14 protein-coding genes are annotated in these 16,943 nt (G+C 61.2%); all 14 read right to left on the bottom strand.

All coding sequences use genetic code 11. The annotated features are described in order from the left end of the window. Positions 1-10 precede the first annotated feature (10 nt). The 14 genes from nuoH to mnmA all read right to left on the bottom strand — a co-directional run bounded on the left by nuoH (position 11) and on the right by mnmA (position 16,931). Positions 11-1,018 carry an NADH-quinone oxidoreductase subunit NuoH gene (nuoH, locus tag K7431_RS09210; RefSeq protein ID WP_012724954.1) on the bottom strand — a complete coding sequence of 336 codons (1,008 nt, stop codon included), beginning with the start codon at positions 1,016-1,018 and terminating at the stop codon, positions 11-13. Next, positions 1,015-3,729: an NADH-quinone oxidoreductase subunit NuoG gene (gene nuoG, locus K7431_RS09205; RefSeq protein ID WP_012724953.1), complete on the bottom strand. Its 2,715-nt coding sequence runs from the start codon at positions 3,727-3,729 to the stop codon at positions 1,015-1,017. Before nuoG ends, nuoH begins: the two co-directional genes overlap by 4 nt. Positions 3,730-3,865: 136 nt before the next feature. After that, positions 3,866-5,221 (bottom strand): NADH-quinone oxidoreductase subunit NuoF, encoded by a 1,356-nt coding sequence (nuoF, locus tag K7431_RS09200; RefSeq protein ID WP_003174722.1) that lies wholly within the window; start codon positions 5,219-5,221, stop codon positions 3,866-3,868. Further along, positions 5,218-5,715 (bottom strand): NADH-quinone oxidoreductase subunit NuoE, encoded by a 498-nt coding sequence (gene nuoE / locus K7431_RS09195; RefSeq protein ID WP_003174721.1) that lies wholly within the window; start codon positions 5,713-5,715, stop codon positions 5,218-5,220. The genes nuoF and nuoE overlap by 4 nt, the downstream gene beginning before the upstream one ends. A 2-nt stretch (positions 5,716-5,717) precedes the next feature. Then, a complete protein-coding gene (nuoC, locus tag K7431_RS09190; RefSeq protein WP_012724952.1) occupies positions 5,718-7,502 on the bottom strand; it encodes an NADH-quinone oxidoreductase subunit C/D in 1,785 nt (594 codons plus the stop codon). A 72-nt stretch (positions 7,503-7,574) separates the two neighbouring features. Continuing rightward, positions 7,575-8,249 carry a NuoB/complex I 20 kDa subunit family protein gene (locus tag K7431_RS09185; protein WP_012724951.1) on the bottom strand — a complete coding sequence of 225 codons (675 nt, stop codon included), beginning with the start codon at positions 8,247-8,249 and terminating at the stop codon, positions 7,575-7,577. A gap of 10 nt (positions 8,250-8,259) precedes the next feature. Then, on the bottom strand, positions 8,260-8,673 hold the full coding sequence (locus tag K7431_RS09180; RefSeq protein WP_003219575.1) for an NADH-quinone oxidoreductase subunit A: 414 nt from the start codon (positions 8,671-8,673) through the stop codon (positions 8,260-8,262). Between the two features lie 569 nt (positions 8,674-9,242). Continuing rightward, positions 9,243-10,568 (bottom strand): isocitrate lyase, encoded by a 1,326-nt coding sequence (aceA, locus tag K7431_RS09175; protein ID WP_003219577.1) that lies wholly within the window; start codon positions 10,566-10,568, stop codon positions 9,243-9,245. 489 nt (positions 10,569-11,057) lie between these two features. Continuing rightward, positions 11,058-11,795 carry a secretin N-terminal domain-containing protein gene (locus tag K7431_RS09170; RefSeq protein ID WP_012724950.1) on the bottom strand — a complete coding sequence of 246 codons (738 nt, stop codon included), beginning with the start codon at positions 11,793-11,795 and terminating at the stop codon, positions 11,058-11,060. 229 nt (positions 11,796-12,024) lie between these two features. Next, a complete protein-coding gene (locus K7431_RS09165) occupies positions 12,025-12,447 on the bottom strand; it encodes a GNAT family N-acetyltransferase (protein WP_043205539.1) in 423 nt (140 codons plus the stop codon). Then, a complete protein-coding gene (locus K7431_RS09160; RefSeq protein WP_012724948.1) occupies positions 12,440-13,606 on the bottom strand; it encodes a ribosomal protein uL16 3-hydroxylase in 1,167 nt (388 codons plus the stop codon). The genes K7431_RS09165 and K7431_RS09160 overlap by 8 nt, the downstream gene beginning before the upstream one ends. A gap of 84 nt (positions 13,607-13,690) precedes the next feature. Beyond that, on the bottom strand, positions 13,691-15,061 hold the full coding sequence (gene purB, locus K7431_RS09155; RefSeq protein WP_012724947.1) for an adenylosuccinate lyase: 1,371 nt from the start codon (positions 15,059-15,061) through the stop codon (positions 13,691-13,693). 125 nt (positions 15,062-15,186) lie between these two features. Then, positions 15,187-15,810, bottom strand: a complete 624-nt coding sequence (gene hflD / locus K7431_RS09150) for a high frequency lysogenization protein HflD (RefSeq protein WP_012724946.1) — start codon at positions 15,808-15,810, stop codon at positions 15,187-15,189. Then, positions 15,807-16,931 (bottom strand): tRNA 2-thiouridine(34) synthase MnmA, encoded by a 1,125-nt coding sequence (gene mnmA, locus K7431_RS09145; RefSeq protein ID WP_012724945.1) that lies wholly within the window; start codon positions 16,929-16,931, stop codon positions 15,807-15,809. The genes hflD and mnmA overlap by 4 nt, the downstream gene beginning before the upstream one ends. Between the last annotated feature and the right edge of the window lie 12 nt (positions 16,932-16,943).

Here is a 16,943-nt window from a genome sequence, read left to right as displayed (position 1 = left end):
GGTCAAATCCTCACTGAACCGCGGCCGCTGGCGTGTTCAACAACACAACGGCAGCAGTCACCAGCAAATTGATCAGGGTCAGTGGCAGGCAGAAGCGCCAGCTGAAATCCATCACCTGGTCGTACCGTGGACGCGGAATGGAAGCGCGCAGCAGGATAAACAACATGATGAAGAACGCGGTCTTCAGGAAGAACCAGAAGAACGCCAACTGCGGCAGGATGCCGAATGGACCGTGCCAGCCGCCGAAGAACAGTGTGACCAGCAGGGCCGAGATCAAGATGATGCCGATGTATTCACCGACGAAGAACATGCCCCATTTCATACCGGCATATTCAATGTGGTAACCGTCGGCCAGTTCCTGTTCCGCTTCCGGCTGGTCGAACGGGTGACGGTGAGTCACGGCGACGCCAGCGATGAAGAAGGTACAGAAGCCGAAGAACTGCGGAATGATGAACCACAGGTTCTGCGCTTGGTACTCAACGATGTCGCGCATGTTGAACGAGCCGACCTGCACCACGATGCCCATCAGCGCGAGGCCCATGAACACTTCGTAGGACACGGTCTGGGCCGAGGCCCGCAAGCTGCCCAGCAGGGCGAACTTGTTGTTACTCGACCAACCGGCGAACAGCACCGCGTAGACCGACAGACCGGCCATGGCGAAGAAGAACAGCAAGCCGATGTTCAGGTCCGCCACGCCCCAGGTCGGGGTGATCGGGATAACGGCGAAGGCGATCAGCAAGGCGCTCATGGCCACGACCGGTGCCAGGGTGAAGATCACCTTGTCGGCAAACGGTGGGGTCCAGTCTTCCTTGAAGAACATTTTCAGCATGTCGGCAGCGATCTGGAACATGCCGAATGGGCCAACGCGGTTCGGACCGTAACGGTCCTGCCACCAGCCCAGCAGGCGACGTTCGACGAAGCTGAGCAGGGCGCCCGCGACGACCACGGCCAACAGGATCACGATGGCCTTGACGACCGAGATGATCACGTCGATCACTTCAGGGGTGAACCAGGTCATTGCGCTGCCTCCTGCAGACCGTCAACGGTTTTGCCAAAGATCGCCGGTGGAATGCCGGCGAGGCCTTTAGGCAGTGCAACCAAGCCGGCACCCAATGCTTCGTTGATGCGCAGCGGCAGACGCAAGGTCTGGCCGGCCACGTTCAGGCTGAGCAGGGCACCGTCGTTGACGCCCAGGCGGTCGGCTTCGGACTTGGCCAGGGACACGTAGGCTTCTGGAATGCGCTCTTGTACCGGCGCGGCTTTCGAAGAGTTCTCTTCGCTGCCGAACAGGTGGAAGAACGGCACAACCTGCCAGGTGCCCTGGGCCGGGTTGAACGGACGCGGTACGGCAGCGAACCAGTTCAGCGAGTCGCCCTGGGTCTCGATCAGGCGGGTGCCTGGGTCGCCAGCGCGGATATGACCCCCGACTTCGTCCTGGAACTTGTTCCAGGCCTGTGGCGAGTTCCAGCCCGGCGACCAGGCAAACGGCACCTGCTGACGGGGCTCGACCGAACCCGAGTAACCCTCCATGGAGAAGGCGAACGCGGTGTCGTTGTCTTGCGGGGTACGCGGTTCATGCACGCTGATGTCAGCGCGCATGGCGGTACGACCGGAGTAACGCAGCGGCTCACGGGCGAGTTTCATGCCCTTGATGCGGAACGCGGCGGACGGTGCGGCGTCGACGATCCGTGCCAGCTGCGGCGCGCTTGCGGCGGCGGCGGCGGTGACGTGGTCGAGCTGAGTCCAGTCGATTGGCTGGTTCAGCAAGGTGGCGCGCAGGGCATGCAGCCAGCGCCAGCCTTCATGGACCAGGATGCTGGCGTCCATGTACTTCGGATCGAACACCTGGAAGAAGCGCTGGGCGCGGCCTTCCTGGCTGACCAGGGTACCGTCGCCTTCGGCGAAGGTGGCGGCCGGCAGCACCAGGTCGGCGCGCTCGCTGGTGGCGGTTTTCTGGTGGTCGGCGACGATCAGGACTTTGGCGGCGTTCAGCGCAGCGTCAACCTTGGCGGCATCGGTGCGGGTGTACAGGTCGTTTTCCAGCACCACGATGGCGTCGGCGTTGCCGTCGGTCACCGCTTGCAGCGCGGCGTCCAGCGACTCGCCACCGAGCATGGCCAGGCCGAGGCTGTTGGCTTCCGGCACGACCAGGCTGATGGAACCGTTCTTGTCGCGCAGCTTCAAGGCCTTGGCGATGTTGGCGGCGGCTTCGATCAGCGCCTTGGAACCCAAGGAGGTGCCGGCAATGATCAATGGGCGCTTGGCGGCCAACAGGGCGTCGGCGATGCGCTGGGCCAGTTCACCGGCTTCAGCGTCCAGGCCTTCGACGGCCGGTGCGCTGGCGTCCAGGGCGTGGGCCACGGCAAAACCGATGCGCGCCAGGTCATCTGGAGCCGCATGGACGCATTCTTCAGCGATATCGTCGAGCTTGGTTTCAGCGAGGCTTGCGATAAACAGCGGGTTCAGCGCGTGCTGGCCGATGTTTTTCACGGCGGCATCGAGCCAAGGCTGGACGCGCATGGCGTCGGCCATGTCTTCGGCCTTGCCTTTCACCGACTGGCGCAGCGACAGCGCGATACGCGCGGCGGTCTGGGTCAGGTCTTCACCGAGCACGAAGATCGCATCGTGATCTTCGATGTCGCGCATGTTCGGAACGGGCAGCGGGCTGTCGTTCAGCACTTGCAGGACCAGGCGGATGCGCTCCAGCTCACCGGCTTCGATACCGGAGTAGAAGTGCTCGGCGCCCACCAGCTCACGCAACGCGTAGTTGCTTTCGAGGCTGGCACGCGGCGAACCGATACCGACAATGTTACGGCCGCGCAGCAGGTCGGCGGCTTTATCCAGCGCCGCGTCGAGGCTCAGCTTGCCGCCATCGGCCAGCAGCGGCTGGCGTGGGCGGTCTTCGCGGTTGACGTAGCCATAGCCGAAACGGCCCCGGTCGCACAGGAAGTACTGGTTGACCGAGCCGTTGAAGCGGTTTTCGATGCGACGCAGTTCGCCGTAGCGCTCGCCTGGGGAGATGTTGCAACCGCTGGAGCAGCCATGGCAGATGCTCGGCGAGAATTGCATGTCCCACTTACGGTTGTAGCGCTCGGAGTGAGTCTTGTCGGTGAACACACCGGTCGGGCAGACCTCGGTGAGGTTGCCGGAGAACTCGCTTTCAAGCACGCCGTCTTCAACGCGACCGAAGTACACGTTGTCGTGGGCGCCGAATACGCCGAGGTCGGTGCCGCCGGCGTAGTCCTTATAGAAGCGCACGCAGCGATAGCAGGCGATGCAGCGGTTCATTTCGTGGGAAATGAACGGGCCCAGTTGCTGGTTCTGGTGGGTACGCTTGGTGAAGCGATAGCGGCGCTCGTTGTGGCCGGTCATCACCGTCATGTCTTGCAGGTGGCAGTGACCGCCTTCCTCACAGACCGGGCAGTCGTGGGGGTGGTTGGTCATCAGCCATTCGACGACACTGGCGCGGAACGCCTTGGATTCTTCATCGTCGATGGAGATCCAGGTGTTGTCGGTGGCTGGGGTCATGCAGGACATGACGATACGACCACGCGTGTCGTTCTCGTCGGTGTACTGCTTGACCGCGCACTGGCGACAGGCACCGACGCTACCAAGCGCGGGGTGCCAGCAGAAATACGGGATGTCGAGGCCGAGTGAGAGACATGCCTGTAACAGGTTGTCCGCCCCATCGACTTCGAGCGCTTTGCCGTCTACGTGGATAGTGGCCATGGTTCAAAGTTCTTCGTTGGCCCGTTGTCAGCGGGCGTGGCTAATGGAATCTTGTTATTCATGGGCATCAACACAGCCTTTACGGCGTCAGCCCATGAGCAGGTGAAGGGCACGGACCCTTCGCCTGTTTTAAGCGTTACGCGCCGACTACGATCGGCCTCGCCAGAGGCGGGACGGCGGCGCTGGTAGGCGCGATGCCGGCTTCGAACTCCGAGCGGAAGTATTTGATTGCGCTGCCCAATGGCTCCACGGCGCCCGGTGCGTGAGCACAGAAGGTCTTGCCTGGGCCGAGGAAACCGACCAGGCCCAGCAGGGTCTCGATGTCACCCTCGCGGCCTTCGCCGTTTTCCAGGGCCATCAGCAGCTTGACGCTCCATGGCAGACCGTCGCGGCAGGGGGTGCAGAAGCCGCAGGATTCGCGGGCGAAGAACTGCTCCATGTTGCGCAGCAACGAGACCATGTTCACGGTGTTGTCGACCGCCATCGCCAGGCCGGTACCCATCCGGGTGCCCACCTTGCCGATGCCGCCGGCATACATTTGTGCGTCGAGGTGCTCGGGCAGCAGGAAACCGGTACCGGCGCCGCCTGGTTGCCAGGCCTTCAAGGTGTAGCCGTCGCGCATGCCGCCGGCGTAGTCCTCGAACAGCTCGCGGGCGGTCACGCCGAAAGGCAGCTCCCACAGGCCAGGGTTCTTGACCTTGCCGGAGAAGCCCATGAGCTTGGTGCCCATGTCTTCGCTGCCTTCGCGGGCCAACGATTTGTACCAGTCCACGCCGTCGGCGATGATCGCCGGCACGTTGCACAAGGTTTCAACGTTGTTCACGCAGGTCGGCTTGCCCCACACGCCCACGGCGGCGGGGAAGGGCGGCTTGGAGCGCGGGTTGGCGCGGCGGCCTTCGAGGGAGTTGATCAGTGCGGTTTCTTCACCGCAGATATAACGCCCGGCGCCGGTGTGCACGAACAGTTCGAAGTCAAAGCCCGAACCGAGGATGTTCTTGCCCAAGAGGCCGGCTGCCTTGGCTTCTTCCACGGCACGGTTGAGGTGCTTGGCGGCGGTGGTGTATTCGCCACGCAGGAAGATGTAGCCCCGGTAGGTTTTCAGCGCGCGGGCGCTGATCAGCATGCCTTCGATCAGCAGATGGGGCAGTTGCTCCATCAGCATGCGGTCTTTCCAGGTATTGGGCTCCATTTCATCCGCGTTGCACAGCAGGTAGCGGATGTTGATGGATTCGTCCTTGGGCATCAGGCCCCACTTCACGCCCGTGGGGAAGCCTGCACCGCCGCGGCCTTTGAGGCCGGCGTCTTTCACGGTCTGGACGATGTCGTCCTGGGCCATGTCGGCGAAGGCTTTGCGCGCAGCGGCGTAGCCGTTCTTGGCCTGGTACTCGTCGAGCCACACGGGCTCGGCATCGTCACGCAGGCGCCAGGTCAGCGGGTGGGTCTCAGGCGAACGCTTGATCAGGTTGGCCGGGCCGAAAGAAGTCAGGGTCATGGGTAGCCCTCGAGCAATTGGGTCACGCCAGCGGGCTGCACGTCACCGAATGTGTCGTCGTCGATCATCAACGCCGGCGCCTTGTCGCAGTTGCCCAGGCAGCACACCGGCAGCAGCGTGAAGCGGCCGTCCGGAGTGGTCTGGCCGAGGCCGATGCCCAGCTTGTTCTGGATCTCGCTGACCACGGACTCGTGGCCACCGATGTAGCAGACCATGCTGTCGCACACGCGAATGATGTGGCGACCCACCGGCTGGCGGAAGATCTGGCTGTAGAACGTGGCCACGCCTTCAACGTCGCTCGCGGGGATGCCGAGGATCTCGCCGATGGCGTAGAGGGCGCCGTCGGGCACCCAGCCACGTTCCTTCTGGACGATCTTCAGCGCCTCGATCGACGCCGCGCGCGGGTCTTCGTAGTGATGCAGCTCGTGCTCGATGGCCGAGCGCTCGGTTTCACTCAGGGTGAAACGGTCTGTCTGGATAAGCGTGCTGTTCATGCTTAGCGGTCCACGTCGGCCATAACGAAATCGATACTACCCAGGTACGCAATCAAGTCCGCGACCATCTCGCCTTTGATCACCGAAGGGATCTGCTGCAAGTGCGGGAAGCTTGGCGTACGAATCCGGGTGCGGTAGCTCATGGTGCCGCCATCGCTCGTCAGGTAATAACTGTTGATACCCTTGGTCGCTTCGATCATCTGGAAGGACTCGTTGGCCGGCATCACCGGGCCCCACGAAACCTGCAGGAAGTGCGTGATCAGGGTTTCGATGTGCTGCAGCGTGCGCTCTTTCGGCGGCGGCGTGGTCAGCGGGTGATCCGCCTTGTACGGGCCGGCCGGCATGTTGCGCATGCACTGCTCGATGATCTTCAGGCTCTGGCGCATTTCTTCGACGCGCACGATGCAACGGTCGTAGGCATCGCCATTGGCCGCCAGCGGCACTTCGAACTCGAAGTTCTCGTAGCCCGAGTACGGGCGCGCCTTACGCAGGTCGAAATCGCAGCCAGTCGAGCGCAGGCCGGCACCGGTGACGCCCCATTCCAGGGCCTCTTTGGTGTTGTAGGCGGCGACGCCGATGGTGCGGCCCTTGAGGATGCTGTTGTCCAACGCAGCCTTTTGGTACTCGTCCAGACGCTTGGGCATCCAGTCGATGAATTCCTTGACCAGGCGCTCCCAGCCATTCGGCAGGTCGTGGGCCACGCCGCCAATGCGGTACCAGGCCGGGTGCAGGCGGAAACCGGTGATGGCTTCGATGACCTTGTAGGCGCGCTGACGGTCGGTGAAGGTGAAGAACACCGGGGTCATGGCGCCGACGTCCTGGATATAGGTACCCAGGAACAGCAGGTGGCTGGTGATCCGGAAGAACTCGGCCATCATGATGCGGATGGTGTCGACGCGGTCCGGTACCTTGATGCCAGCCAGCTTCTCGACCGAGAGCACGTACGGCAGGTTGTTCATCACGCCGCCGAGGTAGTCGATACGGTCGGTGTACGGGATGAAGCTGTGCCACGACTGACGTTCCGCCATCTTCTCGGCACCACGGTGGTGGTAGCCGATGTCCGGTACGCAGTCGACGATTTCTTCGCCGTCCAGTTGCAGGATGATACGGAAGGCACCGTGAGCCGAAGGGTGGTTCGGGCCCAGGTTGAGGAACATGTAGTCCTCGTTGGTGCCGGAGCGCTTCATGCCCCAGTCTTCCGGACGGAAGCGCGCAGCTTCTTCTTCAAGCTGCTGCTTGGCGAGGTTGAGGCTGAAGGGGTCGAATTCGGTGGCGCGCGCAGGGAAATCCTTGCGCAGCGGGTGACCTTCCCAGGTCGGCGGCATCATGATGCGCGTCAGGTGCGGGTGGCCCGGGAAGTCGATCCCGAACATGTCCCAGACTTCGCGTTCATACCAGCTGGCGTTCGGCCAGATACCGGTGACGGTCGGCACGCTCAGATCGCTCTCGGACAGGGCGACCTTGATCATCACGTCGCTGTTACGCTCGATCGACAGCAGGTGGTAGAACACGGTGAAATCGGCGCCGCTCGGCAGCCCCTGGCGCTTGGTGCGCAGACGCTCGTCCACGCCATGCAGGTCATAGAGCATGACGTACGGCTTGGGCAGGTTGCGCAGGAAGGTCAGGACTTCGACAAGCTTGGCACGCGCCACCCACAGCACCGGCATACCGGTGCGTGTGGCCTGGGCGGTGAAGGCGTCAGGGCCAAAACGGTTATTGAGTTCGACGACCACATCCTGGTCGTCTGCCTTATAAGGCGGGATGTACAGAGCACTGCCTGTAGTCATGGTTTTTTATCGCTTTCGGTCAACGTAAAGAATGAAGCCAGGTTTTCGTTCTATAAAAGAAGCGGTGCTGGATCAGACTTCGTCGGGGCTGCGCAGGTTGGTGACTGCGATTCGCTGTTCGCGGCGTTGTTCCTTTTGCGAAGGCATCTCGGCGCGGTACACGCCTTGATCGCCGACGACCCAGGAAAGCGGGCGACGCTCCTTGCCAATCGATTCCTGCAATAGCATCAAGCCTTGCAGGAAAGCTTCAGGGCGGGGCGGGCAGCCAGGCACGTAGACGTCCACGGGCAGGAACTTGTCCACCCCTTGAACGACGGAGTAGATGTCGTACATGCCACCGGAGTTGGCGCACGAACCCATGGAGATAACCCACTTTGGCTCGAGCATTTGCTCGTAGAGACGCTGAATGATCGGCGCCATCTTGATAAAGCAGGTACCGGCGATAACCATGAAATCCGCCTGGCGCGGCGATGCCCGGATAACTTCGGCGCCAAAGCGCGCGATGTCGTGGGGCGCCGTGAAGGCGGTGGTCATTTCCACGTAGCAGCAGGACAGACCGAAGTTGTACGGCCACAGGGAGTTTTTACGCCCCCAGTTGACCGCGCCACTCAGCACGTCTTCCAGCTTGCCCATGTAGATGTTTTTGTGGACTTGGTCTTCTAACGGATCGGAGACGGTTTCCCGTTCGCCGATAGGGTACTGATCGTTAGGAGCATCCGGGTCGATCCTGGTGAGATTGTATTGCATCGCCAAAGCCTCATTGTTTCAGCTTCGCTTGCCGCTTACGACGAGCTTCCGGAGCCCAATCAAGGGCGCCCACTCGGAATAGGTAGACAAGGCCTGCCAACAGAATTGCTATGAAAACGAGAGCTTCGACGAATCCGGTCCAGCCGCTTTCGCGGACGGACACAGACCAGGCAAAGAGAAAAAGGGCTTCGATATCGAAGATTACGAAGAGCATCGCGACCAGATAGAATTTGGCTGAGAGCCGCAAGCGGGCGCCACCTGTAGGCAGCATGCCGGACTCGAACGGTTCATTTTTGCTGCGGCCCCAGGCTTTTGACCCGAGGAGGCTGGAGACACCAAGCATGAAGGCGCAAAGGCCGACAACACCGAGAAGGAAAATGGCAAAGCCCCAGTTGTGGGCCATGAGTCCTGTCGCTTCGGTCATGCTGGAAATCCTTAACAGAGAGCAAAGGTCTCTGAGCTCGAAAAAGTAACGATGCAGTGACGATATGTCGCACTGCAATCAATCGCGGTGATTTTATGGCTAAACACCGGGCAAGTAAAATTCCTATAGCGAAATTATTCGATGGAATAAGCACATAGTGCACCTTCTTGGGGCTGTAGCCCTTATGGGGCGGGCATTAGCGGGCATTTAATCAAATGTGTTTTGTTTAACCGGTAACGAAGTTTTCATGCTCCAAATGATAATGAATATTGTTTGCGTGGGGTTTAAGCGATTGTTTCTCATGCAGCGAGGGAAGTTGCCGTTACTTGCTTGATTACCGCTTAGTTGCTGACGCGGATCTTTTAACCGATTTATCCGACGCAAATACCGCTCTGGATCAATATTTTGCCCAAAATCTCCAGGCCGCATGCGTTCCCACAGTTGGATTCTCATTGGCACGGAGCAGATCGCTCAGGCAAAAAAAACGCCCCGAACCAGTCGGGGCGTGATTGTTGTGCGGCACTGCGGTTAGGTCTTCCTTGCGGCCGCAGTGGCCGTGTACGCGGTGCTTAGTGGAACTGCTCTTCTTCGGTCGAACCGGTCAGCGCGGTCACGGACGAGGTGCCGCCCTGGATCACGGTGGTCATGTCGTCGAAGTAGCCGGTGCCCACTTCCTGCTGGTGCGCCACGAAGGTGTAACCCTTGGCGGCGTCAGCGAACTCTTGCTCCTGCAGCTTCACGTAGGCGGTCATGTCGTTGCGGGCGTAGTCGTGCGCCAGGTTGAACATGCTGTGCCACATGTTGTGAATGCCGGCCAGGGTGATGAACTGATGCTTGTAGCCCATGGCTGACAGTTCGCGCTGGAACTTGGCGATGGTTGCGTCGTCCAGGTTCTTCTTCCAGTTGAAGGAAGGCGAGCAGTTGTAGGACAGCAGTTGGTCCGGGTATTCCTTTTTGATCGCTTCGGCGAAGCGACGGGCTTCGTCCAGGTCCGGTTTGGCGGTTTCGCACCAGATCAGGTCGGCGTACGGCGCATAGGCCAGGCCGCGGGCGATGGCCTGGTCGAGACCGGCGCGCACTTTATAGAAGCCTTCCTGGGTGCGTTCGCCCGTTACGAACGGCTGGTCGTACGGGTCGCAGTCCGAGGTCAGCAGGTCAGCGGCGTTAGCATCGGTACGGGCCAGGATGATGGTCGGTGTGCCGGCAACGTCAGCGGCCAGGCGGGCAGCGGTCAGCTTCTGTACAGCTTCCTGGGTCGGAACCAATACCTTGCCGCCCATGTGGCCGCATTTCTTCACCGACGCCAGTTGGTCTTCGAAGTGCACGCCGGCAGCGCCGGCCTCGATCATGCTCTTCATCAGTTCGTAGGCGTTCAGTACGCCGCCGAAACCGGCTTCAGCGTCCGCCACGATCGGCGCGAAGTAGTCGATGTAGCCTTCATCGCCCGGGCCTTTACCGGCTTTCCACTGGATCTGGTCGGCGCGGCGGAACGAGTTGTTGATGCGCTTGACCACGGTCGGCACCGAGTCCACCGGGTACAGCGATTGGTCGGGGTACATGGATTCAGCGGAGTTGTTGTCCGCTGCCACTTGCCAGCCGGACAGGTAGATCGCCTGGATACCGGCTTTTACCTGTTGGACTGCCTGGCCGCCAGTGAGGGCGCCCATGCAGTTGACGAAATCTTTCTCGGGGCGGAAGGACGGCTTGGCACCCTGGGTGACCAGCTTCCACAGTTTTTCGGCGCCGAGTTTTGCAAAGGTGTGCTCAGGTTGAACCGAGCCACGCAGGCGGACGACGTCAGCAGCGGAATAAGCGCGGGTCACGCCTTTCCAGCGTGGGTTTTCAGCCCAGTCTTTCTCGAGGGCTGCAATTTGCTGTTCGCGTGTCAGTGCCATGGGAAAAAACCTCGTCGCGTCTTGTTTGAAGTATCCGTTTGCCAGCCACGCATTCATTGCGTGGGCAGGGCTGCTCGCTGACCAGAAGCTTAGGTGGTCAAGTCAGGTTCGGCGGGGAATGCGACGGGATGAACGATGGCTCAAGGGAGAGTTGAGCAGGTAAGGGCGAACTGCGAACGGTCTTCGGGCGTCGTGGGCCTTTGTACGATCCATCAGTGTGTAGCCGGGTTACCTGGTTAGCTTCCGTCCCTCGGGACAACTTCGTTCCAGTCGCAACCTCGTCAAACACACCTTGTGGGCGGTACAGACACGAATCGGCTCAGGTGGGTAACTTGGAGCGACGATCCGAAGGCCCTTGCCAGGGCCCCTGATTAGCGGGAGCGAGGCCATCATGCCCATGCTTTTTTGGATCGTCAAATGTTTTGTAGTGCTTTTTTTCAAGCACTACATCTTTAGTCTAAGACGACTCATCAGTCAGTTTTTGGTGCTTCAGTTCAAGGTGTCGACTTTAACCCGTACCGTCAGGTCATCGCGACCCTGAGTAGAGTAGCTGCGGGTTGTAGAGGATTTGTCGGCCTGGGTCTCGCGATTGATGCCAGCCAGGGAGATCCACTCGCCCAGCCGCCCACTGACGGTTGTGTCGGTGCTTTGCACGTTCACTACATCGGGACGTTCCTGGCTCATGCGGTCACGGTTGGTGCTGATCGCTAGATGAACGGTCTCGCCGGTGACGCTGGCGGTCACGTAGAAACCCTGGGTCACGTTGCGATACTGAGTCTGGTTTTGCAGTCGGCCGTAGCTGTCCTGCTGGGTGGTGGTCAGCGGCACGCTCTGGCCGACCTGGATCAGTGCGGGTACGCCTTCGCTGGCCTGGATCTGCTGGATGCCGCCATCGCGGCTGGTGGTGCCGTAGCTGATGATGCGGGTTTGGCTATCGCCGCTGTTCTGCTGGTTGTTTTCGTTGGTGTCGACGGTGATCAGCAGGCGTTTGGCGGGTGTGTCGAGTTGAGAAAGCAGGGCACGCAGGTCCTGGATCTTGGCGGGGGCGGCATTCACGATCAACTGGTTGCCGTAAGCGCTGACGGTGCCGTCCTTACCGATGAAGTTCTGTGCCACGGGGAGCAGATCGGCGCTGGTGCGGTTGCTCAGGTTGACGACTTCGGTGTCGGCCACGGCCGAGACGCTGGCGGTCAGGAGGAGGGCGGTGAGCAGGGTGCGTAGGGACATGTCCGTTATCTCTGCGAGTCAAAGGCTGGATAGTGCCAGTTTGTCGGCCTGGCAGGTCGCAAATTGAATCGTAGACGGCAAAATGCCCTGGCATGGCAGGGCATTGTTGGTGTTGCTGAAATGGCTATCGGGGGCAAGCCCCCTCCCACTTTTTGACCGAGTAAGTCCTTTGGAATGCGGCCAAGTGTGGGAGGGGGCTTGCCCCCGATGGCAGCGACGCGGTCTCGGATCAGGCCCCGCGCACCATATCCACATGCGGAATCCCGACTTCAAGAAACTCATCGCTGACGATCTTGAAGCCCAGCCGCTCATAAAACGGCGCCGCATACACCTGCGCACTCAGGAACTGCTTGGCCTGGCCGCGCTGCTCGGCTACACCAATCACCGCAGCCATCAGCTTGTCGCCGACCTTCAGCCCGCGCCAGTCCTTGAGTACCGACACGCGGCCGATCTCGCCGCTGGGCAGCAGGCGCGCGGTGCCAATCGGAAAATCGCCTTCAAATGCGAGGAAATGCACCGCGCCGGCGTCGTCCGCGTCCCACTCCAGCTCCGGTGGGACCGATTGTTCAGCGATAAAGACCGCTTCACGAATGCGCCGAATCTCGGCGATATCCTTTTGCCAATCCGCGACACTGACGTGAATCTTATTCATCGGCAAATCCCAGGCTTCCTTGCTTGACCAGTTCGCACAGCAGATCGCGGCCGTCTTCATCCGCCAGCCATTCGCCGAGGTTCTCGCTGTGCAGCGCATCGGCCGAGCACACCAGCTTCAGCAGCTCACGCAGCTTGCCGGGCAGGTAACGGCTCTGGCCGCTGGCGAACAGCAGCACGTCGTCGTCGACTTCGGACCAGGCCAGGCGCGCGCTTGGGTTGCGCACCAGGATCGCGCCATCTTGCAGGCTGCTGATGAAGTCTTCTTCACCCAGTTCTTCACCGGCCACCAGTTCCGGGTAGCGCGGTTCGGTCATGAACTGGCCGAACCAGGTCAGCAGCATGCGCTCGTCGCTCATGTGCTCGGCCAGCAGGCTCTTGAGGCGGTCCAGCGCGTCGCTCTGGATCTGGTGGGGGTCGCTGACCGGCTGGGCGTCGGCGTCGGTGTAGCGCTCTTCGTCAGTCAGGTACTGGCTGAGGAAGTCGGTGAAGTGGGTCAGCACTTCGGCGGCGCTCGGTGCGCGGAAACCCACGGAGTAGGTCATGCAGTCGTCTTCGGCAATGCCGAAGTGCGCCAGGCGCGGTGGCAGGTAGAGCATGTCGCCCGGTTCCAGCACCCATTCGGCGCTTTCTTCGAATTCGGCGAGGATGCGCAAGTCGGCGTGCTGCAGCAGCGGGCTCTCGGAGCTGCACATTTGGCCGATCTTCCAGTTGCGCTTGCCCTGGGCTTGCAGCAGGAACACGTCGTAGTTGTCGAAGTGCGGGCCGACGCTGCCGCCGGGTGCGGCGAAGCTGATCATCACGTCGTCAATGCGCCAGCTGGGCAGGAAGCGGAACTGCTCCAGCAGCTCGGCCACTTCCGGCACGAACTGGTCGACCGCCTGCACCAGCAGGGTCCACTCGCGCTCAGGCAGGGTGCTGAAGGCATCTTCGGCGAACGGGCCGCGACGCAATTCCCACGGACGCTCGCCGTGTTCAATCACCAGGCGCGACTCGACTTCTTCTTCCAGCGCCAGGCCGGCGAGTTCGTCGGCGTCGATCGGGCTTTCGAAATCAGGGATGGCCTGACGGATCAGCAGCGGCTTTTTCTGCCAGTAGTCGCGCAGGAATTCCCGTGCCGTGATGCCGCCCAGAAGTTGAAGAGGGATATCAGGATTCATGTGTAACCTATTGAAAAAAAGCACTTTTCAGACTGGAATAAAAACGCCCGGCGCGGCCGGGCGTCTCAAAGGGGCTTGCGTGGATCAGATGCGCTTGGCTTGCTCTACAGCGTTGCCGATGTAGTTGGCCGGGGTGAGCAGTTTCAGCTCAGCCTTGGCCGCGGCTGGCATGTCCAGGCCGTCGATGAAAGTTTGCAGTGCTTCAGGGCTGATGCCCTTGCCACGGGTCAACTCTTTCAGCTTCTCGTAGGGGTTTTCGATGTTGTAGCGGCGCATCACGGTCTGGATCGGCTCAGCCAATACTTCCCAGCACGCGTCCAGGTCAGCGGCGATCTTCTGCTCATTGAGCTCAAGCTTGCTGATGCCTTTGAGGCTGGCTTCGTACGCGATCACGCTATGGGCAAAGCCCACGCCGAGGTTGCGCAGTACGGTGGAGTCGGTCAGGTCGCGCTGCCAGCGGGAGATCGGCAACTTGCTGGCCAGGTGCTGGAAGAGGGCGTTGGCGATACCGAGGTTGCCTTCGGAGTTTTCGAAGTCGATCGGGTTGACCTTGTGCGGCATGGTCGACGAGCCGATTTCACCGGCAATGGTGCGCTGCTTGAAGTAGCCCAGGGAGATGTAGCCCCAGATATCGCGATCGAAGTCGATCAGGATGGTGTTGAAGCGTGCAATGGCGTCGAACAGCTCGGCGATGTAGTCGTGCGGTTCGATCTGCGTGGTGTACGGGTTGAAGCCCAGGCCCAGCTCGTCTTCGATGAAGGCGCGGGCGTTGGCTTCCCAGTCGATCTCCGGGTAGGCCGACAGGTGGGCGTTGTAGTTGCCTACGGCGCCGTTGATCTTGCCCAGCAGCGGTACGGCGGCGACTTGAGCGATCTGGCGTTCCAGGCGGTACACCACGTTGGCCAGTTCTTTGCCCAAGGTGGTCGGCGAGGCCGGCTGGCCGTGGGTGCGCGACAGCATCGGCACCGCAGCGAAGCGAATCGCCAGTTCGCGGATGGCTTCGGCGGTCTGGCGCATCAGTGGCAGCATGACGTCATCACGGCCTTCACGCAGCATCAGGGCGTGGGACAGGTTGTTGATGTCCTCACTGGTGCAGGCAAAGTGGATGAACTCGCTGACCTGGGCCAGTTCCGGCAGCTTGGCCGCTTGCTCTTTGAGCAGGTACTCGATGGCTTTGACGTCGTGGTTGGTGGTGCGCTCAATCTCTTTCACACGCTCGGCGTGCTCCAGGGAGAAGTTTTCCGCCAGGGTGTTGAGCACAGCGTTGGCTTGCGCGGAAAACGCCGGCACTTCGCTGATGGCGGGGTGAGCGGCCAGGCGCTGGAGCCAGCGCACTTCAACCAGCACGCGAGCACGGATCAGGCCGTATTCGCTGAAAATAGGGCGCAGGGCCTGGGTTTTGCCGGCGTAGCGGCCGTCAACAGGGGAAACCGCAGTGAGCGAAGAGAGCTGCATGGGGTGTTCTCGGACAGTCGGGCAACGAAATGGGGCGCGTATCATACATGAAAAAATCCGCCGGTCCGTTGCCAACTGACCGGCGTATTACGCGTAACGGCTTGAAAAAGGCCTGCTGGTGCGACTTATTCGTTGCGCATCAACGGGTAAAGCTCTTTGAGTAATTTGCGTCGGCTGATCACCAGTTGCCAACGATGTCCGCCCAACTGGCGCCACAACCGTGCCGAGCGAATACCGGCCAGGAGCAGGGCGCGGATTTTCGAGGCGTTGTTCGGTTGCTGCAGGTTGCGCATGTCGCCGTGGACCTGGATCCGCTGGCGCAAGGTGCTCAAGGTGTCCTGGTACAGCGCACCGCAGGCGGCAACCACGTTTTCGTGGGCCGGGCCGAAGTGTTCCACTTGGGATTGGATTTGCGGCAGGCGCTTGCCGATGACCTCCAGCATGTCCTCGCGCTTGGCCAGTTGACGCTCCAGGCCGAGCATCGACAGGGCATAGCGCAACGGCTCGCGCTGCAGGGTGCTGGGGTCGCGCTCCAGGGCGCCGATCAGTGCGCGGTAGCCTTCACGCAGCGCCAGGTCGTCGCCCCCGTAGACTTCCAGGGTGTCCTTGGGGTCGCGGATCAACAGGCTGCCGAGCATGCAGGTCAAGCCTGCCTCGGTGACCTGGCCGGTCTTGGCGATCTTGTCCACCAGCACGGCGGCAAGGAAAACCCCGCCGAGTGCCGTCAATTGCTCCTGGGTCGGGCTCATGCCGGGTTGCTCCAGGCTTCGGCGACTTCAATCACGCCGCCGCCCAGGCAGATTTCGCCGTCATAGAACACCACGGACTGGCCCGGGGTGACCGCGCGTTGCGGGTCATCGAAGGTGGCACGGTAGCCGGTGGCGGTTTTTTCCAGGGTGCAAGGCTGGTCGCCCTGGCGATAGCGCACTTTGGCGGTCAGGCGGCGTGGCGTGCTCAGGTCGATCGGGTTGACCCAATAGATCTCGGAAGCCAGCAGCGCGCCGGAGAACAGCAGCGGGTGTTCGTTGCCCTGGCCGACGATCAACACGTTATTGTCCAGGTCCTTGACCAGCACGTACCACGGCTCTTCACCGGCGTCTTTCAGGCCACCGATGCCCAGGCCCTGACGCTGGCCGATGGTGTGGTACATCAGGCCGTGGTGGCGGCCGATCACTTCACCGTCGGTGGTCTTGATTTCACCCGGCTGCGCCGGCAGGTACTGCTTGAGGAAGTCGCTGAAGCGGCGTTCGCCGATAAAGCAGATCCCGGTGGAATCCTTCTTCTTGGCGGTGGCCAGGCCATGTTTCTCGGCAATCTTGCGCACTTCGGGTTTTTCCAGTTCGCCCACCGGGAACAGGGTCTTGGCGATCTGTTCACCGCCGACGGCGTGCAGGAAGTAGCTCTGGTCCTTGTTCGGGTCCAGGCCCTTGAGCAGTTCGGTGCGGCCATCGATATCGCGGCGGCGCACGTAGTGGCCAGTGGCAATCAGGTCGGCGCCGAGCATCATGGCGTAGTCGAGGAATGCCTTGAACTTGATTTCACGGTTGCACAGGATGTCCGGGTTCGGCGTGCGGCCGGCCTTGTATTCGGCCAGGAAGTGCTCGAACACATTGTCCCAGTACTCGGCGGCGAAGTTGGCGGTGTGCAGCTTGATGCCAATCTTGTCGCACACGGCCTGGGCGTCCGCCAGGTCGTCCATGGCGGTGCAGTATTCCGTTCCATCGTCTTCTTCCCAGTTCTTCATGAACAGGCCTTCCACCTCATAACCCTGCTCCATGAGCAGAACGGCGGAAACGGAAGAATCCACGCCGCCGGACATGCCGACGATAACGCGCTTCTTTTGTGTGTCAGAAGGGGCTGGATCACGCATAGGGTTTCAACG

Source organism: Pseudomonas fluorescens group sp., from assembly GCF_020093335.1.
GTDB classification, from domain to species: Bacteria; Pseudomonadota; Gammaproteobacteria; order Pseudomonadales; family Pseudomonadaceae; genus Aquipseudomonas; species Aquipseudomonas petroselini.
This window is presented reverse-complemented; position numbering and strand designations above follow the sequence as displayed.

Bases quoted from the DNA above. Each gene is read 5' to 3' on its own strand.
- purB (WP_012724947.1), bottom strand. From the start codon at position 15,061: ATGCAGCTCTCTTCGCTCACTGCGGTTTCCCCTGTTGACGGCCGCTAC.
- mnmA (WP_012724945.1), bottom strand. From the start codon at position 16,931: ATGCGTGATCCAGCCCCTTCTGACACACAAAAGAAGCGCGTTATCGTC.
- K7431_RS09180 (WP_003219575.1), bottom strand. From the start codon at position 8,673: ATGACCGAAGCGACAGGACTCATGGCCCACAACTGGGGCTTTGCCATT.
- nuoF (WP_003174722.1), bottom strand. From the start codon at position 5,221: ATGACCCTGACTTCTTTCGGCCCGGCCAACCTGATCAAGCGTTCGCCT.
- K7431_RS09165 (WP_043205539.1), bottom strand. From the start codon at position 12,447: ATGAATAAGATTCACGTCAGTGTCGCGGATTGGCAAAAGGATATCGCC.
- K7431_RS09170 (WP_012724950.1), bottom strand. From the start codon at position 11,795: ATGTCCCTACGCACCCTGCTCACCGCCCTCCTCCTGACCGCCAGCGTC.
- nuoE (WP_003174721.1), bottom strand. From the start codon at position 5,715: ATGAACAGCACGCTTATCCAGACAGACCGTTTCACCCTGAGTGAAACC.
- nuoH (WP_012724954.1), bottom strand. From the start codon at position 1,018: ATGACCTGGTTCACCCCTGAAGTGATCGACGTGATCATCTCGGTCGTC.
- aceA (WP_003219577.1), bottom strand. From the start codon at position 10,568: ATGGCACTGACACGCGAACAGCAAATTGCAGCCCTCGAGAAAGACTGG.
- hflD (WP_012724946.1), bottom strand. From the start codon at position 15,810: ATGAGCCCGACCCAGGAGCAATTGACGGCACTCGGCGGGGTTTTCCTT.
- K7431_RS09160 (WP_012724948.1), bottom strand. From the start codon at position 13,606: ATGAATCCTGATATCCCTCTTCAACTTCTGGGCGGCATCACGGCACGG.
- K7431_RS09185 (WP_012724951.1), bottom strand. From the start codon at position 8,249: ATGCAATACAATCTCACCAGGATCGACCCGGATGCTCCTAACGATCAG.
- nuoC (WP_012724952.1), bottom strand. From the start codon at position 7,502: ATGACTACAGGCAGTGCTCTGTACATCCCGCCTTATAAGGCAGACGAC.
- nuoG (WP_012724953.1), bottom strand. From the start codon at position 3,729: ATGGCCACTATCCACGTAGACGGCAAAGCGCTCGAAGTCGATGGGGCG.